Below are 22,740 nucleotides of genomic sequence, written 5' to 3' on the forward strand. Positions count from 1 at the left end.
GCCGGGCCGCCCGAACCCTTCCAACGATCCCCGCCAGAAGCGGCTTTGCCCAGACAGGAGACAGCAGATGACGATTGCCAACCGGTTGAAGCTGGGCCTTGTCCTCCATGGCGTGGGCCGGGGATGGCAAAGCTGGCGCCATCCCGAAGCCATCATCGATGGCAGCACCAATATCGACCTTTATGTCGAGCAGGCGCAACTGGCCGAAAAGGGCCTGTTCGACTTCGTCTTCGTGGCCGACAGCCTTCAGATCGACGAAAGGTCCATGCCCCATTATCTGAGCCGGTTCGAACCGGCGACGATCCTTTCGGCGCTGGCGACCGTCACCAGCCATATCGGCCTGGTCGGCACTTTCACGGTATCCTATTCCGAACCCTTCAACCTGGCCCGCCAACTGGCATCGCTCGACAAGATCAGCCGGGGCCGGGCGGGCTGGAACGTGGTCACGTCCTGGCTTGCCGGGACCGCCGCCAATTTCGGCAAGGACAGGCATTTCGCCCATGACGAGCGCTATCGCCTGGCCGCGGAATATGTCGACGTGGTGCGGGGACTGTGGGACAGTTTCGAACCCGGCGCGCTGGTGGGGGACAAGGAGGCGGGCGTCTTCCTCGAACCCGGCAAGCTCCACACCCTGGATCATGCCGGGGAGTTCTTCCGCGTTCGTGGCCCGCTCAACCTCGACAGGACGCCGCAGGGCTATCCCGTGACCTTCCAGGCCGGCACGTCGGAGGAGGGCCGGAACTTCGCCGCCAGCTATGCCGATGCGATCTTCAGCGTGCCGCGCAGCAAGGAACAGTCGATCGCCTTCCGCAGCGATCTGCGCCGCCGCGCCGCGGAGGCCGGGCGCGATCCCGACAAGCTCTATGTCTTCGGGGCGATTTCCGCGCAGGTCGCCTCCACCCGGGAGGAACTCGACCGCCTGGTGGAGGAGCGCAATCGTTATAATTCGATCGAGAATGCCCTGTCGTCGCTCGGCCAGTCGTTCAACGACTATGATTTTTCCAGGCATGATCTGGACGCGCCCTTTCCCGCGGTGACGGAGGAATGGCTCAACAGCAGCCAGGGGGCGGTCACGCGCATCGTCAGCGCGGCGGTCGAGGAAGGGCTGACGCTGCGGCAGACCGCGCTGCGCTTCGGCAGGCCGATCGACAGCCTGGACGGCACGCCCGAAGAGATTGCGGACCAGATGCAGAGCTGGCTGGACGACGGCGCGATCGACGGCTTCATGCTGACGGAGGGGCTGCCGGGCCAGCTGAAGGCCTTTGTCGAGCAGGTCGTGCCGGTGCTGCAGCGGCGCGGATTGCTGCGGACCAGCTATGAGGGCGCGACCTTCCGCGAGAATCTGGACCTGCCGATACCGCAGAACCGCTATTCGGGCGCGGCGGCATGAGAATGAGCGGGGCGATCCGCCGGATGAAGGCGCTGTGGCGGACGCTGGCCGGCGCGGCGGTCGCTGTCCTGCTCGTTCCGCTTGGCGGGTGCGATCGCCCGGCCGACGGCGACGGTCAAGTCCTGCGCGTCGGCACGCACAGGGGCGGCACGCGGGGCATGATGCTTGCGGCCGGAGAGTTGAAGGACGTGCCCTACCGGATAGAATGGGCGCAGTTCCCGAGCGCCCAGACGCAGATCGAGGCGATTTCAGCGAATGCGGTGGATGTGGGGATCGCCGGCGCGGCCTCCTTCCTCTTCGCCTATAACGGCAACCCGCAATTGCGTGCGATCCAGGCCATGGACGGAGGACCGGAGCAGAAGGCGGTCGCCGTCATCGTTCCGGAAAAATCGGCGGCGCGGGACATGCGCGACCTTCGCGGCAGGTCGATCGCCACGACCAGGGGGTCGGTCGGGCACATCACGCTGCTCCAGGCGCTGGAACAGGCCCATCTGAAGACCAGCGACGTGTCGATCAGCTTCCTGAGCCCGAACGATGCCATGACCGCCTTCGCCACGGGCAAGGTCGACGCGCTTGCGATATGGCTTCCCTATCTGGCGACCGCTGTCCGCAGCCACCATGCGCGGGTGCTGACCTATGCCTGGAACGGCACATCCAACTATCTGGTGCAGGTGAGCAGCGACGCTTCGGTGCGGGCGAAACATGCGTTGCTGGAGGATTTCCTGCGCCGCTATGCGCGGGCGCAGCTCTGGGCGAACGGGCATCCGCGCGAATGGTCGGAAATCTCTTCGCGGGAAACCGGCGTTCCGCGCGACATCGCCGCCTACAGCGCCGAACGCTGGCACTGGACGCCTGCCCCGGTGGACGGCCGGGTGGCCGATGCCCTGCACGAAACGGCGCGGATCTTCGCCGCGGAGCTGCCGCCGCCGCACCGCGACGGCGCGGCGGGCCTGGATTCCAGCTTCGACGATGCGGTCGACGGATCGGGAGGCCCGCGCAGCGGAGGGTGATCCGCCTCCCTGAAAAATCCCTGGTGGTGCGGCCATCGCTTTGCGCTTAGGTTCCCCCCTCGAAATCACGATCGGTCATGAGGTGGAGGATGAAGTACAGGATCGGTTTCGACGATCAGCGCAAGCTGGTTTCCGTTTCCTTCTTCGAATTTCTGGATGCGGAAACCGGCCAGCGCTACACCACGGAATTGTCTGACGGGCTGCGCGCCAGGCAGGGGAGGGGGCACTATAACCTCCTCATCACGGTCGGACAGCAGGACATCATGCCCCAGGGCACCGTGGAGGCGATCAACGATCTGGTCGAATCCGAAGCCTTCAGGATCATCCGCAAGACGGCGGTGGTTTCGCACAGCGCGCTGCATGCGATGCAGGTCAAGAGGATCGGAGAAAACCGCCTGATCAGGCCGGTCGCCACCGAAAAGGAGGCAATGGACTGGTTTGCCGAGGAGGAAGGGCCGGAGTAGCGCCGCCGGGCGATGCGCTACACCGGATGTCGTGGCAGATCGCTGAGCGCCGAGACATTGCGGTAGCGGGTGGCGCGCCCGATCACCATGCCGTCGGAAAGCTGATCGACCAGCTCCCGCTGGATTTCCTGCCACGGCGTCTGCGCCCTGGGCATGGGGAAGCCGCCTGCCGCCTCCAGCGCGTCCCGCCGCCGCGTCAGTTCGGCCTGCTCGACCAGCAGGTCCGCCCTGCGGCGGCGCAGATCGATGCGAATCCGGTCGCCGGACCTGACCAGAGCCAGATTGCCGCCGCTCGCCGCCTCCGGCGAGGCGTTGAGGATCGACGGGGAGGCGGAGGTGCCAGATTGCCGGCCGTCGCCGATGCAGGGCAGGACGCTTATTCCCCGCTTCACCAGGGCGGCCGGCGGGCGCATGTTCACGACCTCCGGAGCGCCGGGATAGCCGACCGGTCCCGCGCCCCGCATCACCAATATGCTGCTTTCGTCGATCCCGCTTGCCGGATCGTCGATCCTTTTCCGGAAATCCTCCGGGCCTTCGAACAGGACGGCCGTGCCTTCGAACGCGTCCGGATCGTCGGGATCGGTCAGATAGCGGTCCCGGAATTCGGATGTGATGACCGACAATTTCATGATCGCCGATGCAAAGAGATTGCCGCGCAGCACGATGAAGCCGGCATTCCGGCGCAGGGCCGTTTCGGCGGTGCGGATCACATCGCTTTCGATCGCCACGGCGTTCCGGCAATTCTCGCCCAGCGTGCTGCCGTTGACCGTCAGCGTGCCTTCATGGATGCGGCCCATCCGCATCAGTTCCGCGACGACCGCCGGAACGCCGCCCGCCCGGTGGAAATCCTCCGCCAGATAGGCGCCGGCGGGCTGCATGTTGACGAGCAGGGGAACGTCATGGCCCCGTTCCCAGTCCGCGATGCCGAAATCGACGCCGACATGGCGGGCTATGGCTATGATGTGGACCGGCGCGTTGCTCGATCCCCCGAGCGCGGTGTTCACGACCACGGCATTTTCGAAAGCTTCGCGCGTCAATATGTCGGAAGGGCGGATATTCTGCCGCACCAGTTCCACGATCCTGCGCCCGGTGCGATAGGCGGCGGCGCCGCGTTCCCGATAGGCGGCCGGAATGGTGCCGCTGCCGGGCAGGGAGAGGCCGAGCACTTCGGCCAGGGCATTCATCGTCGACGCGGTGCCCATCGTGTTGCAATAGCCGGCGGAGGTGGCGCCATCCATGATCGCCTTCCTCATCTCGCCCTCGCTGATCCGGCCGGCGGCATGTTCGGCGCGCAATTTCCAGGCGATGCTGACCGCGCCCGCCCGCTCGCCCCTGTACCAGCCATTGAGCATCGGCCCGTTGGTGAGCACCATGGCGGGGATGTTGGCGGTCGCCGCCGCCATGATGCAGGCGGGGGTCGTCTTGTCGCAGCCCGTGGTCAGCACGACGCCGTCCAGCGGATAGCCGTGCAGCGTTTCGACCAGTCCCACATAGGCGAGGTTGCGGTCGATCGCCGCGGTCGGGCGGCGGCCGGTCTCCTGGATGGGATGGACCGGAAATTCCAGCGGAATGCCGCCTGATTCGCGAATGCCGTCCTTCACCCGCTGCGCGAGTTCGAGATGGCTTCTGTTGCAGGGCGAAAGGTCGCTGCCGGTCTGGGCGATGCCGATGATGGGCCGCCCGCTCTGGAGCTCTTCCGGCGTCAGTCCGAAGTTCAGATAGCGTTCCGTGTACAGCGAGGCGAGCACCGGATCCTCGGCATTGTCGAACCATTGCCGGGACCGCAGCCTGTGTTCCTCCCCGGACTTTCCGCCGCCGCTCATCTGCCGCCCCCCTAAAAAGTGACTTACAGTAAAAAAGTCGATTTAATATTGTATGGTGGATAATGTGGCATATGATCGCGTCGGTGACAACTGCCGCCGAGTCCGGCGGATGCGGGGCGGGAAAACCCGGCCGGTGGGAGGGGGAAGATCATGAGCGGACCCAATCATGTCGATCGAGGCCAGCGGAGCCCGGAAGGCGGCAGGCCTGCCATGACCGGCATTGCCGCCGGGCTGTTCAGGCGTCTTCTCGCCCCTTCCCTCGTGGCTGCGATGACGATCGGCCTTGCCGCCTGCCGCGGTCCGGCAGAGCCTTCCGTCAGCGGCAGTTCAGCGGACTGGGCGCATTATGGCGGGACGCAGGACGAGATGCGCTTCAGCCGGCTGGAGGAGATCAACGACGGCAATGTCGCGTCGCTGGGCCTTGCCTGGTCGCTCGATCTGGAGGGGGAGCATCAGCTGGAGGCGACGCCGCTGGCGGTCGGCGGCACGCTCTATTTCACCGGTCAGGACGCATCGGTCTATGCGGTCGATGCGCGGACCGGAAAGCGGCTCTGGCGCTGGGACTCACGGGAATGGGCGCTGCGCCCGCAGACCATGCACTATATCTTCTCGGTCAACCGAGGCGCCGCCTATTGGCAGGGCAAGGTCTATGTCGGCACACGCGACGGCCGGCTGGTGGCTCTGGACAGCCGAACCGGCCGCCCCATCTGGTCGCGGCAGACGGTGGCGGAGGATTCCTTTCAGTTCATCACGGGCGCTCCCCGCGTGTTCAATGGCAAGGTGATCATCGGCAATGGCGGCGGGGACTGGGCGGCCAGAGGCTATGTCACGGCCTATGACGCGAACAGCGGCAGGCAATTGTGGCGTTTCTACACCGTGCCGGGCGATCCGGCGAAGCCGTTCGAGCAGCCGGCGCTGGCGATGGCCGCGAAAAGCTGGACCGGGCAATGGTGGAAATGGGGCGGGGGCGGCACCGTCTGGGACGGGATCACCTATGATGCGGAGATGAACCGCATCTATATCGGCGCAGGCAATTCGGGCCCCTATAATCCGCGCCTGCGCACGCCCGGCGGCGGCGACAATCTCTTCCTCGCCTCCATCGTCGCGCTGGATGCCGATACGGGCCGCTATATCTGGCATTATCAGGTCAATCCGCAGGAAGCATGGGATTACAAGGCGGCAGCCCAGATGACGCTGGCGCGGCTCACCATCGACGGGAAGCCGCGGCGCGTGTTGATGCAGGCGCCGACCAACGGCTTCTTCTATGTGATCGACCGCGACAGCGGGAAGCTGATTTCGGCCGAAAAGATCGGCAAGGTCAACTGGGCCGAGCGGATCGACGTGAAATCCGGCCGGCCTGTGGAGGTGCCCAATGTCCGGTATGAAAAAGGGCCGATAACCATCTGGCCGGGCCCGCAGGGCGCGCATAATTGGCAGTCCATGGCCTATAATCCGGATACGGGGCTAGTTTATATACCCTATATGCAGCTCGGCGCCGTCTATGAGGAAGACAAGGCCTTTCTGGAGAGGGTGAAGGCGAACGGCGGCGAGCCCATATTCGGCGTTTCGGGCGCAGGCACGCATTTTTCGATCCATGCCGATCCGAACGACCCGCGCGACGGCAAGGGCGAACTCATCGCCTGGGACCCCGTGGCGCAGAAGGCCCGGTGGAAGGTCCAGTATGACAGCCTGTGGAACGGCGGCACGATGACCACGCGGGGCAACCTCGTCTTCCAGGGCGATGCCGATGGGATATTGCACGGATATGATGCCCGCACCGGCAAGGAACTGTGGCGTTTCAACGCGGGGCTGGGGATCATCGCGCCGCCGATCACCTATGAAGTGGGGGGCAGGCAATATCTCTCGCTGCTGGTCGGCTATGGCGGCGGCGTGGCGATGCTGGGCCGGTATGCGGATCGCGGCTGGAAATATAATGCGCAGCCCCGGCGTCTGCTGACCTTCGCCCTGGGGGGCAAGGCGCGGCTTCCAAAGACGGCGCCCGCGGATTTTCAGGTTCGCGCGGTGGACGATCCGAAGCTGGTTCTGGATGAAGCCGCGGTCAAGCGCGGCGCCAGGCTCTATGGAGCGAACATGTGTCACGCCTGCCATGGCGCGGGTCTCAACAATACCGGCGTTCCCGGGCCGGACCTTCGGGAATCGGGCGTGGCGCTGGATTACCAGGCCTTCTCGCAGCTTCTGTCGGAAGGGCCGCTCATGGAACGGGGCATGCCCCGCTTCGAAACCCTCTCCGATGCGGACAAGCGCGCGCTGTGGAGCTATATCCGGGCAGGAGCGCGCGTGTCGCTCGGCAAGCGCAAGGCGAACGACGCGCCCGTGAAGGCAACCGCATTCTGATGGCATGATGATGGGCGGAAACGGCCGGGGGACATGCTTTCACGCCCGAATGGCGCGGAATGTTCCTCTGGTTTCGCGAAGCCGATCCGGTGTGAAAGACTGGCTCCCCGAGTAGGATTCGAACCTACGGCCATTCGATTAACAGTCGAATGCTCTACCGCTGAGCTATCGGGGAGCGGCCCGGCTTGCGCCGGGCAGGCCGCGCATATGCAGCGGCTTTGGCGAAATGGCAAGGGCCGGAACCGCCGCCAGTCCGAAAAAAATGCCTGAATGGCCCGATGCGCGCGGGGCATGAGCCAAGGCGCGTCAATCTGCCTGAATTTGGGAGGTTTTACGGTGCCGCCGCAGGATGGAAAGTGGCTCCCCGAGTAGGATTCGAACCTACGGCCATTCGATTAACAGTCGAATGCTCTACCGCTGAGCTATCGGGGAGCGACCCGGCTTCCGCTGGGCAGGCCGCGCATATAGCAGCGGATTTCCGGCAATGGCAAGCGCCAAATGACGGAATTTTCACGCGATGAACTGTTCGGCCGCGATCCGGTCGTCCAGCGTATGTTCGGGGTCGAACAGCAAGGTCAGCGGGGTCGCGCGGTCGATCTTCACCTCGACCTGTGCGACGTCGCGCACTTCGCGCTGGTCGGCAACGGCGCTGACCGGGCGCTTCACGGGATCGAGCACCGTGAACTGGATCGCCGTATTTTCCGGCAGGATCGCACCGCGCCAGCGCCGGGGGCGGAAGGGGCTGATCGGCGTCAGCGCCACCAGCGCCGATCCGAGCGGCAGGATCGGTCCATGCGCCGAGAGATTATAGGCCGTCGATCCGGCCGGCGTCGCCACCAGCACGCCGTCGCACACCAGTTCGGGCAGGACGGTGCGGTCGTTGACCTTCACCTCCAGCTTGGCGGTCTGGCGCGTTTCGCGCAGCAGCGAGACTTCGTTGATGGCGGGGATGGAGAAACGCTCTCCATCCACGGTGTCGACGACCATGCGCAGCGGATTGACCTTGAACGGCTTGGCCGCTTCTATCCGCTGTTCCAGCCGTTCGAGCCGCCATTCGTTCATCAGGAAGCCGACCGTGCCCAGGTTCATGCCGAACACCGGCAGGATTCGCCGCCCCTCCAGCATGGAGTGCAGCGTCTGGAGCATGAAGCCGTCGCCGCCCAGTGCGATGATCATGTCCGCCTGCTCCACGGGCACGAAATCATAGGCGGCGCGCAGCCTTTCCTCCGCCGCCTTGGCCGCCGGACTGGGGGACGCGACCAGAGCGCGCCGGACGTCGTCGGTCATCCGCCGGTCACGCTCATATGCCGCCGCACAGCCGGCGCGGCATCGGCGCCGATGCGGAAATCATGCGCCGCCGGCTTCAGCCGCAGGGCGCGGTCGATCAGCGGCTCCACCGCGGGCAGGCCGCCCTGGCGGAAGGCCGCCTTCAGGTCGACATGATCCTCATGGCCCAGGCACATGAAGATCTTGCCTTCGCAGGTCATGCGCATGCGGTTGCAGTCGGCGCAGAAATTATGGGTGAGCGGCGTGATCAGTCCCAGCCGCGCCTTCAACCCCTCGACCGCATGATAGCGCGCGGGGCCGCCGGTGCGATGCGGGACCGGCGTCAGCGCGTGATGCCGGCGGATCGAATCGGCCACCTGCGTCAGCGGCAGATAATGATCCGTCCGGTCTTCCCCGGTTTCGCCCAGCGGCATGGTCTCGATCAGCGTCAGGTCGAACCCCCGCGCATCGCACCAGTGCAGCATCGGCAGGATCTCGTCCTCATTGATGCCCCTGAGCGCGACCATGTTGATCTTGACCGACAGGCCGGCGGCCCGCGCTGCCTCCAGCCCTTCGAACACGGGTCGGATGTCGCCGTTCCGCGTGACATGGGCGAAACGTTCAGGATCAAGGCTGTCCAGGCTGACATTGATGCGCCGGACGCCCGCATCCGCAAGCGCCTGCGCATGATGCGCGAGCCGCGTGCCGTTGGTGGTGAGCGTCAGTTCGTCGAGGCCCGCGCCCACATGTCGGCCGATGCGCCGGACGAGGTCGACGATGTCGCGCCGCACCAGCGGTTCGCCGCCGGTCAGCCTGATCCTGCGCACGCCCCGGGCGATGAAGAGATCGGCCAGCAGCGCGATCTCCTCCAGCGTCAGGACCTGGTCCCTGGGAAGGAAGGTCATCCGCTCCGCCATGCAATAGCGGCAGCGCAGGTCGCACCGGTCCGTCACCGAAATCCGCAAATAGCTGATCCGGCGGCCGAGTGCATCGGTCAGGACCGTGCGCCCAAGATCGGCCATCTCCATATATGCTAGCTAGGCGATGGACCTGCCCCGTGCAAGCGTCACCGGTTGCGGCAGCGTAAACAGGACGCTAACCGATGGGGTCTAGGAAGGGGCGATGGACCGTCCCGAGGAGCATCATGTGAGCGGCGAGACCGCACTGGACGGACAGCGCAGCCTCTTCATCCTGTCGCCGGGGGACCGCGACGGACTGTCGCAGCAGGTGCGGACGGCCGGCTGGCGCGCCATCGCCGCCCGTCGCGCGACCGATGCGGCGCAGCGCTTCCTGCACAGCGATGCCCAGATCGCCCTGGTCGACATGCGCGGCGCGCGCGATGGCGAGGCCGGCCTGATCACGTCGCTGGTGCCCGCGGTGGATGCGGGTGGGGGTGCGCTCATCGCGCTGGTCGACGCTCTCGACATGGCCGTCGTGCCCGGATTGCTGGAGGCGGGGGCGACGCATTTCCTTGCCGTGCCCTTCACGCCGGTCGAGCTGCGCGCGACGCTGGCTTCGGCGCAGCGGCTTGTCGACCGGCTCGTTGGCGGGACGACGCACAGCCGGCGCGCCCAGCGCATCCGGCGCGGGGATGCGCTGTACTGGGAAAGGGACGGGGACCGCATCCGCCTCAGCGACAATCTTGCGCGCCATCTTGGCCTTGAGCGGCAGAGCGTCGATCCGGCCGCCTTCATCCGCCGCCTGCCGCGATCGGAGCGCCGTTCGGTGATCGCCGCCCTGCGCGGCATGATGCGTTCCGGGCGTCCGGAGGCCTTCGCCCATGCCGCGCCGGGCCGTCCGGGCGACCGGCTGGTCCATCATCTGCGGCTGATCGACGGGGTGGTGGCGGCGGATGTGGAATGGCTGTCCGACGCGCATGGCCATGATGCGACCGGCCGCGACGACCTGACCGGGCTGCGTTCGCGTCAGGCGGCGCTCGACTGGCTGGAACGGCGGCAGGGGTTGGCGACGACGGTGCTGCTGCTGTCGATCAGCCAGTTCGACCGGATGAACGCCGCCTATGGCCAGGTGGTGGGCGACGCGCTGCTGGGCCGGATCGCCCGCCGCATAGAGCGCATGACCGTCGACATGGCGGTCGGCGCGATGGTCGCGCGCATCGCCGGGACCGAATTCCTGATCGGCCTGACGGGCGAAGCGGCGACGGCGGAGAAGGCGACCTTCCTGGCCCGGCAACTGATCGGCGCCATCGGCCGTCCATTCAGCGCGGGCGACCATCTGATCCGTCTGACGGCGCGTTGCGGCATTGCCCAGTCGCGTCCGGACGACGACGCAACCCGGCTGATCCGCCGCGCCGGTACCGCTCTGGCCGACGCCAGGGTCGGGGGAGGGGAGGGCATCCGCATCTTTTCTTCGGAAAAGCGCAGCCGACAGGTGGATGCCGACCAGTTGGAAACCGACCTGCGCCTCGCCTTGCATCGCGGGGAGATCGGCATATTGTTCCAGCCGCAATATCCGGTCGGGGGCGAGCATATGATCGGGGTCGAGGCGCTGGCGCGCTGGAACCACCCGCAATATGGCGCTCTGGGGGCGGGGATGCTGTTCGCCACGGCGGAGCGTTCCGACTATATGCTGCCGCTTTCGGCGCATATTCAGGCCGAAGCGCTGCGGCAGGCCGCCGCCTGGCCGCGCGCTCTGTCGCACCTGCGCCTGTCGATCAACGTCACGGCGGAGGACATCGCCCAGCCCGGCTTCATGCCGCAGTTCCTGAACCTGGTGGACATGAGCGGCTTTCCCCGGTCGCGCCTGACGGTGGAGATCACCGAGAGCGGCCTGATCGAGGATGTGGACAATGCCACCGCCTTGCTGACGGCGCTGCGGGCCGAAGGGCTGGCGGTGGCGGTGGACGATTTCGGCACCGGCTATTCCAGCCTTGCCTATCTCAAGAGCCTGCCGCTCGATTATCTGAAGATCGACAGCGGGCTGGCGCAGGACATTGCGGGGACCGCCCGCGACAGGATCATCGTGCGGGGCGTCATCCACATGGCGAAGTCGCTGGGCCTGCGCGTCATTGCCGAAGGGGTGGAGACCGAGCAGCAGCTCGATCTCCTCACCCGTGAAGGTTGCGACTATTATCAGGGTTTCCTGCGTTCGGCGGGCGTTTCCTCCGCCGATCTGGTGGCGCTGGCGCTAAAGGCCTAACCCCACCCGTCCGATCAGGCTTGCCCCCGCATGGCGGCCTTCGGGGCCTGCGATGCCGCTGTCGGCATAGCGCAGGCCGGCGAACCAGCGGCCCTTCATATAATCGACGCCGATCCCATAGTCCCAATAGGCGCCGTCCGGGCGCAGTCGCGCGGCGCGGGCCGGGTCGCGCGCATCGCCCGCAGACCGGCCGATCCGCGCGGAGACGGTGAGGGGCGTGCCCGGCAACCCCATCGCCGCCGACGCGGACAGATAGAGATTGTCCCCGCCGATGGACGACTGCCTGGGGGCATAGCTGCCGCTGACGTCGATGCTGGCCGGCCCGATCAGGAAAGCCGCGCCAGCGCCGATTTCGCCATAGCCCTGTCCGGAACTCCCGGGGAAAAGGTGATAACGGCCTTCGGCGGAAAGCCGCCATCCGCCGATCTGCCGGGCATAGACCGCACCCAGGTCGACGACGGCATCGGCTCCGCCATGCCGGGCGCTGCCCCATAGCGAGGCGGCGGCGCCGTCGAGGCTCAGCCCGTCAGCCACGGGCACGGACAGCGTACCCCGCAGCACCGGGTCGCCCTCGCTCCAGCTCAGGCCCCGGCGCCGTTCGTCGCTTGCGACCTCGACCGTGGCCGACACGCCGTCGGCATATTGCGCGAAGGCGGGGCCGGCGCCGACGCCAGCCAGGAAGGCGCTGGCCAGAATGGCGCAGGCCAGCGCCGCCCTGTCTTCAGTTGGAGGCAAGATTGCGGACGGCATCAAGCTCGGCCAGTAGCGGCGCGTGGTCCGCCTGTGCAACCGCGATCAGATGTTCGCGGATTGCGCCTTCATAACGGGCCAGATTGCGTTCGCCCGACTGGCGGCCGGGCGTGCAGGCGCCATGCTCGCTGCCGGAAAACTGTCTGTCGCTGGAAACCGTGCGGCTGAGCGCCGGTCCATGGCTGAGCGCCCGGTCGACCAATATGGTGGCGGTCCACTGGCACCGTTGCATGTCCGTTCGGTTCGGGGTCCGGGCGCCGATGGTTCTGGTGCGGAACTCGGCGCGGGCGCTGTAGGTCGCCTCGACAGGCTTTCCGCCATGGTCGATCTGCACGCTGTGCGTGGCCGCTGCCGCGGCCAGGGCAATAAGGGTCAAACTCATGTCATTCTCCTGCTTGGCGCCGGACTTTGCTGTCCGGTCGCCAGAGCGGGATTTAGGTTGCGACTGTTGCTGGCTGTTGTCCGAGGGATGACAAAGGGGTGCTGGCGTTCAGGCCGCCGCCTTCGCCAGCCCCTTGGAAAGCTGCAGCGCGCCGTTGAGTCGCGCCGCCGGATCGGCCCAGGCCCGGTTCACCACCACCTTGCTGTCGGGCCGCAGCCGCGCCACGCCGTTCAGCCGCTGGATATAGGCGACCAGCCCCTCGGGCCGGGGGAAGCGGTCCTCGAAGAAGCTGACCAGCGCGCCCTTCGGTCCGACATCGATTTTCGCGATATTGGCGGCCACGCAATTCTGCTTGATCTCGATGATCTTGAACAGGTTCTGCGTCGGCGCGGGCAGCTTGCCGAACCGGTCGATGAGTTCGGCGGCGAACGCCTCCAGCCCCTGCCGGTCCTCGACTTCGTTGAGGCGGCGGTAAAGGCCCATGCGCAGGTCGAGGTCGGGCACATAATCCTCCGGAATGAGGATCGGCGCGTCCACGGTGATCTGCGGCGAGAAGCTCTCGCGCGCCTTCTCCAGCCCCGCGCCGCCGGCCTTCGCCTCCAGTATCGCGTCCTCCAGCATCGACTGGTAGAGTTCGAACCCGACCTCCTTGATATGGCCGGACTGCTCGTCGCCCACCAGATTGCCCGCGCCGCGTATGTCGAGGTCGTGGCTGGCAAGCTGGAACCCCGCGCCCAGCGTATCCAGGTCGGACAGCACCTTCAGCCGCTTTTCCGCCGTTTCGGTGATCACCCGGTTGGCGGGCGTGGTGAAATAGGCATAGGCGCGCGTCTTCGCCCGCCCGACCCGCCCGCGAAGCTGGTAGAGCTGCGCCAGGCCGAAGCGGTCCGCCCGATGGATGATGAGCGTGTTGGCGGACGGAATGTCGAGCCCGCTTTCGACGATGGTGGTCGAGAGCAGCACGTCGTAGCGCTTGTCGTAGAAGGCCGACATGCGTTCCTCCACCTCCGTCGCGCTCATCTGGCCATGGGCGACCACCGGCCGCACTTCGGGCACTTCGGTGCGGAGAAATTCCTCGATCTCCGTCAGGTCGGAAATGCGCGGCACGACGAAGAAGCTCTGGCCGCCCCGATAATGTTCGCGCAGCAGCGCCTCGCGGATCACGACCCCGTCCCACGGCATGATGTAGGTCCGCACCGCCAGGCGATCCACCGGCGGCGTCTGGATGACCGACAGTTCGCGCAGGCCCGACATCGCCATCTGCAAGGTGCGCGGGATGGGCGTCGCCGTCAGCGTCAGCACGTGGACGTCGGTCTTGAGCGACTTCAGCCGTTCCTTGTGGGTCACGCCGAACCGCTGTTCCTCGTCCACGATGACGAGACCCAGCCGCTTGAACTCCAGCCCCTTGGCCAGCAGCGCATGGGTGCCCACCACGATGTCGACGGTTCCGTCGGCAAGGCCGGCCTTCACCGCCTTCGCCTCCTTGTCCGGCACCAGCCGGGACAGGCGGCCGATCTTCACCGGGAAACCCCGGAAACGCTCCTCGAAATTCATGTGATGCTGCCGGGCGAGCAGGGTGGTCGGGCAGATCACCACCACCTGCATCCCCGCCATCGCCGCGACGAAGGCGGCGCGCAGCGCGACCTCCGTCTTGCCGAAGCCGACATCGCCGCAGACCAGCCGGTCCATCGGCCTGCCAGCGCCCAGATCCTCGATCACGTCGCCGATCGCCCGGTCCTGATCGTCGGTTTCCTGATAGGGGAAGCGGTCGACGAAGGCGGGATAGCCCGCGCTGTCGGGTTCCGCCACGGTCGCGGGCCGCAGGGCGCGTTCCGCCGCGGTCTTGAGCAGTTCGCCCGCAATCTCCCGGATGCGTTCCTTCATCCGCGCCTTGCGCCGCTGCCAGGCCTCCCCGCCCAGCCTGTCCAGGCTGACGCCCTCGCTTTCGGAGCCGTAGCGGGAGAGAACCTCCAGATTCTCGACCGGCACATAGAGCTTGTCGCCGCCCGCATATTCCAGCGCGACGCAATCATGCGCCGCCTTGGCGACGGGAATCTGGGTCAGCCCTTCATAGCGGCCGATGCCATGGTCCATGTGCACGACCAGATCGCCCGGCGAGAGCGTCGCCAGTTCGGCCAGGAAAGCGTCGGCGCTCTTCTTGCGCTTGGCCCGCCGCACGAGCCGGTCGCCCAGCATGTCCTGTTCGGTCAGCACCGCCACGTCGGGCGCGGTGAAGCCGTGGTCGAGCGGCAGGACGGTCAGCACCGTGCTGCCCCCGGCCGCGATGCCCAGCGCCTCCTGCCAGCTGTCCGCCGCCGCGATCCGCTTCAGCCCATGGTCGGCCAGCAATCCGGACAGCCGTTCCCGCGCGCCGCCTGAATAGCTGGCGATGACCACCTTCTTCTTCGCCCGCTGGAGCGCGGCGATATGTTTGCTCACCGCCTCATAGACATTGGCGTTCTGCGCCCGCTCCGGCGCGAAGTCGCGTGGGCCATCCACCGCGAAGTCGAGGACGGAGGCGCTTTCCGGTTCATGGAAGGGGGTGGTGGCGTGCATCGGCCAGTCGCGCGCCAAAGCGGCCCATTCCTCCGCCTCCAGATAGAGGGCCCTGGGCTCCAGCGGCCGATAGGCGCCGGGATCGGAGGATTTCGCCGCCGCGCGGTTCGCATGATAGTCCCTGATCGCCTCGAACCGCGCCTCCGCCGCGCCCGCGACGCCATGGTCCAGCAGGATCAGGCTGTCGTCGCCCAGATGGTCGGTCAGGGGCACCAGCCGTTCCTCGAACAGCGGCAGCCAATGTTCCATGCCCTGCAGGCGGCGCCCGTCGCTCACCGCCTGATAGAGCGGGTCGCCGGTGGCCGTGGCGCCGAAAATTTCGCGATAGCGGCCGCGGAAGCGCTTGATCGTCTCCTCGTCCAGCAAGGCCTCCGACGCGGGGAGCAGGGTGAAGCCCTCGACGCTCCCGCTCGTCCGCTGGTCGGCGGGATCGAAGCGACGCACCGTCTCTATCTCGTCCCCGAAGAAATCGAGCCTGAGCGGCTGTTCCTCGCCGCCGGGGAACAGGTCGACAATGCCGCCGCGTATGGCGAACTCGCCCCGGTCATGCACGGTGTCGGTGCGCACATAGCCATTGGCCTGCAGCATGTCGGCCAGCCGCGAGATGGCGATCCGTTCCTTGGGCGCGAGTTTCGCCACCAGTTGCCGCACGCGGAACGGCGTCAGCGTGCGCTGGGTGAGGGCGTTGAGCGTGGTGAGGACGAGTTGCGGTCCCTGCGGCTTGCCTTGCAGGGCGTAGAGGCCAGCCAGCCGGGCCGCGGCGGTGCGCAGCGAAGGGCTGGCCCGGTCATAGGGCAGGCAGTCCCAGGCCGGGATTTCGACGATCTCGATCTCCGGCGCGAAATAATGCGCCGTATCCGCCACGGCGCGCATCAGCTGCTCGTCGGGGGCGACGAACAGGGTGCGGGACGGGGCGGCGCGCGCGATGTCCGCCAGCAGCCAGGGCTGGAAACCGGCCGGCACGCCGGAAAGGGTCATCGGGGCGGAGGCTTTGAGGATTTTCTGGAGATCGGTCATTTCTTGCTTTGTCATTCCCGCGAAGGCGGGATGCGTTTCCCGGCCCGGCGTGTGGATGCTCCGTCAGGAGATGAATCCCCGCCTTTGCGGGGATGACGGCGTAGGGCGTCTATTTCTTCCCGATCTCCACGAAATCCATCTTCACGAACCTGTCCCACATCGGCCCGCGCCATTGTTCCGGCAGCGGCAGCGTGCCGAGGGCCCAGGCCATGATGTCGGCATCCTGTTCCTCGATAAAGCGTTCGAACCAATCCAGTTCCTCTTCGCCCCATTCGGCATGGTAGCGATCGAAATATCCCCCCACCGCCAGGTCCGCTTCCTTGATGCCGCGATGCCAGGCCCGGAATTGCAGGCGGCGGATGCGGGGGTCTTCGTTCACAATTTGTTCCTTGCGCGAGCATGGCGAAATTGCCGATCGGATGTTTGCGCATCGTCCCGGCTGGGCTAGACGCATGCAGATAGCCATGCGACCCGATATCCTCAACCCACTCTTCACCGAAATCGAAGCGCTGAAAGGCGTCGGCCCAACATTGGCAAAACCGCTGGAGCGGCTGGGCCTGGCGCGCGCCGTCGACGTCGCCTTCCATCTTCCGGTCAGCTTCATCGACCGCCGCATGGTGGACGAGCTGATCCTGGGCGATTCAGGCCGGATCATCGGCATCACGCTGACGCCCACCGATTATCGCGCGTCCGGCAGCGCCCGCGCGCCGTTCCGCGTGATTGCGCAGGACCGGCACGGGAACAGCGTCGCGCTGGTCTATTTCGGCCGCAACAGCGCCTGGCCGCGCAAGCTGCTGCCGCTGGGCGAAGCGAAGTTCGTCTCCGGCAAGCTGGAGGCCTATGGCGACAATCTGCAGATCGTGCATCCCGACCATGTCCTTCCGCCGGAGGAAGCCGCCACCATTCCCGCGCGGGAGCCGGTCTATGGCCTGTCCGAAGGGTTGACCAACAATCGCCTGCGCGACCTGGTGGCGCAGGCGCTGGCCCGCGCCCCCGAACTGCCCGAATGGATCGAGCCCAGCCTGCTCGCCCGCAAGGGCTGGCCCGGATGGCGGGAGGCCCTGCATCGCATCCATGCCGATCCCACCGACGCGCTGGCCCGCGAGCGGCTCGCCTATGACGAGATATTCGCCGGGCAGCTTGCGCTGATGCTGGTGCGCCAGTCGTCCCGCAGGCGCCGGGGCGTGCCCGTTGCCGGTGACGGCCGGTTGCGCGCCATGCTCAAGCTGCCCTTTGCGCCGACCGGCGCGCAGAGCCGCGCCTTCATGGAAATAGAGGGCGACATGGCCCAGCCCGTGCCCATGCTGCGCCTGTTGCAGGGCGATGTGGGGTCGGGCAAGACGCTGGTCGCGCTGATGGCGCTGCTCAACACGGTCGAGGCGGGGGCGCAGGGCGCGCTGCTGGCGCCGACCGAAATCCTTGCCCGCCAGCATTATGAAACGTTGCGCCGGATGGCGTCGGGCCTGCCGGTGAATATTGCCATCCTGACCGGGCGCGAAAAGGGTAAGGCGCGCGAATCCACCCTCATGGGACTGGCGGACGGGAGCATCGACATATTGGTCGGCACCCACGCCATCTTCCAGGATGCGGTGCGATACAAGAACCTCGCCCTGGCGGTGATCGACGAGCAGCATCGCTTCGGCGTCGCGCAGCGCATGATGCTGGCGGCCAAGGCGGAGCGTGCGCCGCACCTGCTGGTGATGACCGCCACGCCGATCCCGCGCACGCTGACGCTCACTTATTATGGCGAGATGGACGTGTCCCGCCTGGACGAGATGCCGCCGGGCCGGCAGCCGATCCAGACCGTCGTCATGTCCTCCGGGCGTCTGGACGAAGTGGTGGAGGCGCTGGCCCGCCATGTGGAGGGCGGGGGGCAGGCCTATTGGGTCTGCCCGCTGGTCGAGGAAAGCGAGAATAGCGACCTTGCCGCCGCCGAGGCGCGGGCGGAGACGCTGCGGATGCGCTTCGGCGAGCGGGTCGCGATCGTGCACGGCCGGATGAAGGGGCCGGAGAAGGACGCCGCGATGGAAGCCTTCGCCTCCGCCCGGGCGAAGATATTGGTGGCGACCACCGTGATCGAGGTCGGCGTCGACGTTCCCAACAGCAACCTCATCATCATCGAAGGGGCCGACCGCTTCGGCCTGGCGCAGCTTCACCAGTTGCGCGGGCGCGTGGGGCGGGGGCAGAACCAGTCGGTCTGCATCCTGCTGCGCGGCAATGCGCTGAGCGAGACCGCCCGGGCGCGGCTGGCCCTGATGCGGGACACCAATGACGGTTTCCGCATAGCCGAGGAAGACCTGCGCCTGCGGGGCGCGGGGGAGATATTGGGCACGCGCCAGTCGGGCGAGCAGCAGTTGAAGCTGGCGACGCCGGAGCATCTCTCCGCCCTGCTCGATCCGGCGCGCGACGACGCGCATCTGCTGATCGACCGCGATGGGGGACTGAGCGAGGCGCGGGGGCAGGCGGCCAGAACCTGCCTCTATCTTTTCGAGCGCGACGCGGCGGTGGGTCTGCTGCGCAGCGGGTAGGATCGCTGCCTGTTCTGGCGAAGGCAGGAACGCGGTGCCGGCGGCTGTGCGACCGGGCGGCGTTTCCCTCGCAGGGTCGGCACGCATCTTGGAAGCAACGGCCTGCCGCACCTGCGAAACCATCCCGCGGCCCTGTCGTTGCAGGACCATGCAATCCGACATCAGCCTGCACCATGTCACGTCGATGGCGGCGATCTCGATCGGCCTGTCGGTCGCCGTCGCCTTCCTGCTCCATTGGCTGGTCTATTGGCTGGCGACCCGCATCGTGCGGCGGATGCGGATAGAGCCGGTGATCCTTCCCGCCCTCTATCACCCCAGCCGCTGGCTGATCGTCCTCATGACGCTGGCGGCGGGCATCCAGCCGCTGACCTTCAGCCCGAATGTGGAGGCGATCTGGTCCATCGGGTCGAAAATGCTGTTCATCCTGCTGATGGGCTGGCTGATCTTTTCCCTGATGCGGGCGGGGCGCATCATCCTGGAGCGCCGCAGCGACATCAGCGTGGAGGATAATCTGAAGGCCCGGCGGCAGCATACCCGCATCCGCATCCTCTACCGCGTGACGCAGTTCATCGTCGGCTTCCTGATCGTCTCGCTGATGCTGATCGCCATTCCCGGCGTGCGGAGCGTCGGGGTTACGCTGATGGCGTCGGCGGGGCTGGCCGGGCTGGCCGTCGGCGCGGCGGCGCAGCCCGCGCTCAAGAACCTGATCGCCGGCATCCAGATGGCCTTTTCAGAACCGATCCGGCTGGACGATGTCGTGATCGTCGAGGGCGAGTGGGGCCGGATCGAGGACATCAAGCTGACCTATGTCGTCATCCGCATCTGGGACGACCGGCGGATGATCGTGCCTGTTTCCTATTTCCTGGAAAAGCCGTTCCAGAACTGGACGACGAAAACCTCCGACCTGCTCGGCACCGTATTCCTTTACGTCGATCCTGCCGCCGACATAGAGGCGATCCGGGCGAAATTCATCGAGGCGGTCAAGGCCAACAGCCGCTGGGATGGGCGGGTCGCGATATTGCAGGTCACCGACCAGCGCGCCGATGCGCTGGAGCTGCGCGGCCTGCTGAGCGCCCGCAACGCCGGCATAGCCTTCGACCTGCGCTGCGAGGTGCGGGAGGCGATGATGAATTTCCTGCGCACGCAAATGCCGCAGGCGCTGGTCCGTTCGCGCCAGCGGCTGGAGGCGGGGGATGATCTTGGGAAGGCGTTTACCAGGCCGTCTGCCGTGGCGGAATGAGGGACAGCATCGCGTCATAGACATGCGGTTCGATCCGCCTCAGGAACTCGACGCCGATCCGCCCGTCTTCCGACCAGCGCACGTGCCCGGCATGGTCCTTCACCACGGGCAGCCATATCGTCACCCGTTCACCCATGGCCAACGGCGCATCCGTCCGGCACATCAATCCCAGGGCGGAGATGTTGATGATCCGCGCGCCATGGGTTCGCCCCTGCGCGGTGATATGGCTGACCATATCGACCAGATCCCGCTGCACGCGTCGCTGGTTGGCGGCGGGGTCCCGCGACTGGTTCAGATGGGACAGGCTTGCGAACACCGAAGGCATGCCCGCAGGATAAGATAAGGAAGGTGGCCTATTCCTTACCTTCCATGGTTAAGGCGCGCTGCACGCTCTTTCGATTTCAGGCGGTTACCAGCCCGTGCTTCTTCGCGCCGAAGCTGACCTTGTCCCCCGCCTTCAGGGGCAGGGCGGGGTCGTTCACCACCTCTCCATTGACGCGGATGGCGCCTTCCGCCAGCTTCCGCCGCACTTCCTTGTTGGAGGCGGCAAAGCCCAGCGCGGCGGTGCCCTGCACGATGTTCAGCCCGTCCGCGCCAAGGCTGACGGTCGGCAGATTGGCATCGGAGGCGCCCTCCTCGAAAGTCCGGCGGGCCGTCTCCGCGGCGGCGGCGGCGGCATCGGCGCCGCGGCAGAGCGCCGTCGCCTCGTTCGCCAGGACCTTCTTCGCCTCGTTGATCTCCGCGCCCTGCAGGGCGGCCAGCCGTTCCACCTCGTCCATCGGCAGGTCGGTGAACAGCCGCAGCCGGCTGGCGACGTCGGCATCGGCCGTGTTGCGCCAGAACTGCCAGTAATCATAGCTGGAAAGCTGATCCTCGTTGAGCCACACCGCGCCGCCCACGGTCTTGCCCATCTTGGTGCCGTCGGCATTGGTGAGCAGCGGGGTCGTCAGCCCGAACACCTGCGTGCCGTCCACCCGTCGCGCCAGTTCGACGCCGTTGACGATATTGCCCCACTGGTCCGATCCGCCCATCTGCAACCGGCAGGCCGAACGGCGCGACAGTTCCAGAAAGTCATAGGCCTGGAGGATCATATAGTTGAATTCCAGGAAGCTCAGCGACTGTTCCCGGTCCAGCCGCAGCTTCACCGAATCGAAGCTCAGCATCCGGTTGACCGAGAAATGCTGGCCGATGTCGCGCAGGAAAGGGATATATTCCAGCCGGTCCAGCCAATCCGCATTGTCGACCATGATCGCGTCGGTCGGTCCGTCGCCGAATGTCAGGAACCGTTCGAACACGCGTTTGATGCTGCCGACATTCTGCGCGATGGCGTCGGTGGTCAGCAGCTTGCGCGCTTCGTCCTTGAAGCTGGGATCGCCGATCTTGCCGGTGCCGCCGCCCATCAGGACGATGGGCTTGTGCCCGGCCTTCTGCAACTGCCGCAGCATCATGATCGACACCAGATGGCCCACATGCAGCGAGGGCGCCGTGGGATCGAAGCCGATATAGCCCGGCACGACCTGCCTGGCGGCCAGGGCGTCCAGACCCTCCGCATCGGTCAACTGGTGGATATAGCCGCGCGCTTCGAGCAGGCGGAGCAGATCGGACTGGTAGTTGCTCATGGCGCGGCCCTGTAGCATTGAGAGGAATAACGTAAAAGAGGCAGGATCATTCGATGCTCGCAATAGGCCTGATGTCGGGCACATCCCGCGACGGCATAGACGCCGCGCTGATCGAGACCGATGGCGAGGGCGCCAGCAAGGGCATCGCTTTCCATGCCATGCCCTATGGCGAGGGGTTCCGCCTTCGCCTGGCCGAAGCCTGCGGGCGCGCCATGGCGATGGACAGGCCGGGGTTCGAACCGCTCATCCACGCGGTCGAGGAAGAACTGACCGAGCTTCATGTCGAGGCGGTGTCGGACCTGCTGGCCCGCAGCGGCCATGTCACGCAGGACGTCGCCGTCATCGGCTTCCACGGCCATACCGTGGCGCACCGCCCCGAATGGCGCTGGACCTGGCAGATCGGGGACGGCGCCGCCCTGGCGGGGGCCTTCGGCATTCCCGTCGTCGCGGACCTGCGCAGCGCCGATGTCGCGGCGGGCGGACAGGGCGCTCCGCTGCTCCCCGTCTATCACTGCGCCCTGGCCCATGATCTGGCGAAACCCGTTGCGGTGCTGAACCTGGGCGGGGTCGCCAACATCACCGCCATCGCCGCCGACGGGGAAATCGTCGCCTTCGATACCGGCATGGCGAGCGGCCTCATCGACAATTGGATGCAGAGCCATGGCGACCGGAGCTTCGATGAGAACGGCGCGACGGCGGCCGGCGGCCGGGTGGATGAAGATCGGCTGGCGCACATGCTGGCCGATCCCTGGTTCGCCGTCCCTCCGCCCAAGAGCATAGACCGCGAGGCCTTCACCATCGATGCCGTGCGCGGGCTGCCGCTGGCGGATGGCGCCGCGACGCTGACGGCCTTTTCCGCCGCGGCGGTCTCGCGCGGGCTCGGGCATCTCGCGGAGCGGCCCAAGCGCATCTATGTCGCGGGTGGCGGGCGCCACAATGCGACGCTGATGCGCATGCTGGGCGATTATACCGGGGCGGAGGTCCGACCGGTGGACGACCTCGGATGGGACGGGGACGCCCTGGAGGCGCAGGGTTTCGCCTATATGGCTGTCCGCCATATGAAGGGCCTGCCGATCAGTTTCCCCGGCACGACCGGCGCGCCGCGGCCGATGACGGGGGGCGTGCTCTTCGAACCGGCATGACATTTCCCTGACACCCTCCCGCCTGCGGAGGGGGGAATA

The 22,740-nt window shown here is 66.6% G+C and carries 17 protein-coding genes and 2 tRNA genes; 8 read left to right on the forward strand and 11 right to left on the reverse strand.

All coding sequences use genetic code 11. The features are described from left to right. The first annotated feature begins 67 nt into the window (after positions 1–67). The 3 genes from H5V43_RS04625 (at position 68) to H5V43_RS04635 (ending at position 2,864) form a co-directional block, all read left to right on the forward strand. Positions 68–1,390 (forward strand): LLM class flavin-dependent oxidoreductase, encoded by a 1,323-nt coding sequence (locus tag H5V43_RS04625; protein WP_037483682.1) that lies wholly within the window; start codon positions 68–70, stop codon positions 1,388–1,390. A 2-nt stretch (positions 1,391–1,392) separates the two neighbouring features. Beyond that, positions 1,393–2,400: an ABC transporter substrate-binding protein gene (locus tag H5V43_RS04630; protein WP_025550958.1), complete on the forward strand. Its 1,008-nt coding sequence runs from the start codon at positions 1,393–1,395 to the stop codon at positions 2,398–2,400. Positions 2,401–2,489: 89 nt separating this feature from the next. Then, positions 2,490–2,864, forward strand: a complete 375-nt coding sequence (locus H5V43_RS04635) for a hypothetical protein (RefSeq protein ID WP_025550956.1) — start codon at positions 2,490–2,492, stop codon at positions 2,862–2,864. Positions 2,865–2,881: 17 nt separating this feature from the next. Here H5V43_RS04635 and H5V43_RS04640 read toward each other — a convergent pair whose 3' ends face one another. Continuing rightward, positions 2,882–4,687, reverse strand: a complete 1,806-nt coding sequence (locus H5V43_RS04640) for an IlvD/Edd family dehydratase (RefSeq protein WP_025550954.1) — start codon at positions 4,685–4,687, stop codon at positions 2,882–2,884. 150 nt (positions 4,688–4,837) lie between these two features. Between H5V43_RS04640 and H5V43_RS04645 the strand changes: the two genes are divergently transcribed. After that, positions 4,838–7,042, forward strand: a complete 2,205-nt coding sequence (locus tag H5V43_RS04645) for a PQQ-dependent dehydrogenase, methanol/ethanol family (RefSeq protein WP_099185820.1) — start codon at positions 4,838–4,840, stop codon at positions 7,040–7,042. A 100-nt stretch (positions 7,043–7,142) separates the two neighbouring features. On the opposite strand, the gene H5V43_RS04650 is transcribed toward H5V43_RS04645, so the two are convergent. The 4 genes from H5V43_RS04650 to moaA form a co-directional block, all read right to left on the reverse strand. Further along, positions 7,143–7,217, reverse strand: a tRNA-Asn gene (locus tag H5V43_RS04650). 182 nt (positions 7,218–7,399) lie between these two features. Further along, positions 7,400–7,474, reverse strand: a tRNA-Asn gene (locus tag H5V43_RS04655). A 78-nt stretch (positions 7,475–7,552) separates the two neighbouring features. After that, on the reverse strand, positions 7,553–8,329 hold the full coding sequence (locus tag H5V43_RS04660; protein ID WP_025550952.1) for an NAD kinase: 777 nt from the start codon (positions 8,327–8,329) through the stop codon (positions 7,553–7,555). Further along, the gene (gene moaA, locus H5V43_RS04665) at positions 8,326–9,336 is read right to left on the reverse strand and encodes a GTP 3',8-cyclase MoaA (RefSeq protein WP_025550950.1); all 1,011 of its coding nucleotides are present in this window, start codon (positions 9,334–9,336) and stop codon (positions 8,326–8,328) included. Before moaA ends, H5V43_RS04660 begins: the two co-directional genes overlap by 4 nt. A gap of 94 nt (positions 9,337–9,430) precedes the next feature. Between moaA and H5V43_RS04670 the strand changes: the two genes are divergently transcribed. Next, the gene (locus H5V43_RS04670) at positions 9,431–11,467 is read left to right on the forward strand and encodes a putative bifunctional diguanylate cyclase/phosphodiesterase (protein WP_373886310.1); all 2,037 of its coding nucleotides are present in this window, start codon (positions 9,431–9,433) and stop codon (positions 11,465–11,467) included. Here the strand turns inward: H5V43_RS04670 and H5V43_RS04675 are convergent. From H5V43_RS04675 to H5V43_RS04690, 4 genes are all read right to left on the reverse strand, one after another. Then, positions 11,456–12,202, reverse strand: a complete 747-nt coding sequence (locus H5V43_RS04675) for a TorF family putative porin (protein WP_025549030.1) — start codon at positions 12,200–12,202, stop codon at positions 11,456–11,458. The two genes, H5V43_RS04670 and H5V43_RS04675, sit on opposite strands and share 12 nt — an antisense overlap. Beyond that, the gene (locus tag H5V43_RS04680) at positions 12,189–12,599 is read right to left on the reverse strand and encodes a hypothetical protein (RefSeq protein WP_025549031.1); all 411 of its coding nucleotides are present in this window, start codon (positions 12,597–12,599) and stop codon (positions 12,189–12,191) included. The genes H5V43_RS04675 and H5V43_RS04680 overlap by 14 nt, the downstream gene beginning before the upstream one ends. Before the next feature lie 108 nt (positions 12,600–12,707). After that, positions 12,708–16,172 carry a transcription-repair coupling factor gene (mfd, locus tag H5V43_RS04685; RefSeq protein WP_025549033.1) on the reverse strand — a complete coding sequence of 1,155 codons (3,465 nt, stop codon included), beginning with the start codon at positions 16,170–16,172 and terminating at the stop codon, positions 12,708–12,710. 109 nt (positions 16,173–16,281) lie between these two features. After that, positions 16,282–16,551 carry an FAD assembly factor SdhE gene (locus H5V43_RS04690; RefSeq protein WP_025549034.1) on the reverse strand — a complete coding sequence of 90 codons (270 nt, stop codon included), beginning with the start codon at positions 16,549–16,551 and terminating at the stop codon, positions 16,282–16,284. Between the two features lie 85 nt (positions 16,552–16,636). On the opposite strand from H5V43_RS04690, the gene recG reads away from it, so the two are divergent. Beyond that, the gene (gene recG / locus H5V43_RS04695; RefSeq protein WP_099185990.1) at positions 16,637–18,700 is read left to right on the forward strand and encodes an ATP-dependent DNA helicase RecG; all 2,064 of its coding nucleotides are present in this window, start codon (positions 16,637–16,639) and stop codon (positions 18,698–18,700) included. Between the two features lie 148 nt (positions 18,701–18,848). Then, positions 18,849–19,940 carry a mechanosensitive ion channel family protein gene (locus tag H5V43_RS04700; protein WP_025549036.1) on the forward strand — a complete coding sequence of 364 codons (1,092 nt, stop codon included), beginning with the start codon at positions 18,849–18,851 and terminating at the stop codon, positions 19,938–19,940. Here the strand turns inward: H5V43_RS04700 and H5V43_RS04705 are convergent. Together H5V43_RS04705 and tyrS are read right to left on the reverse strand one after the other, a co-directional pair. Continuing rightward, positions 19,912–20,265 (reverse strand): PilZ domain-containing protein, encoded by a 354-nt coding sequence (locus H5V43_RS04705; RefSeq protein ID WP_025549037.1) that lies wholly within the window; start codon positions 20,263–20,265, stop codon positions 19,912–19,914. The two genes, H5V43_RS04700 and H5V43_RS04705, sit on opposite strands and share 29 nt — an antisense overlap. 76 nt (positions 20,266–20,341) lie before the next feature. After that, on the reverse strand, positions 20,342–21,559 hold the full coding sequence (gene tyrS, locus H5V43_RS04710; RefSeq protein WP_025549038.1) for a tyrosine--tRNA ligase: 1,218 nt from the start codon (positions 21,557–21,559) through the stop codon (positions 20,342–20,344). A 53-nt stretch (positions 21,560–21,612) separates the two neighbouring features. Between tyrS and H5V43_RS04715 the strand changes: the two genes are divergently transcribed. Then, positions 21,613–22,701, forward strand: a complete 1,089-nt coding sequence (locus H5V43_RS04715) for an anhydro-N-acetylmuramic acid kinase (protein ID WP_025549039.1) — start codon at positions 21,613–21,615, stop codon at positions 22,699–22,701. The last annotated feature ends 39 nt before the right edge of the window (positions 22,702–22,740 follow it).

It is taken from the genome of Sphingobium fuliginis, from assembly GCF_015074805.1.
Lineage (GTDB): Bacteria > Pseudomonadota > Alphaproteobacteria > Sphingomonadales > Sphingomonadaceae > Sphingobium > Sphingobium fuliginis.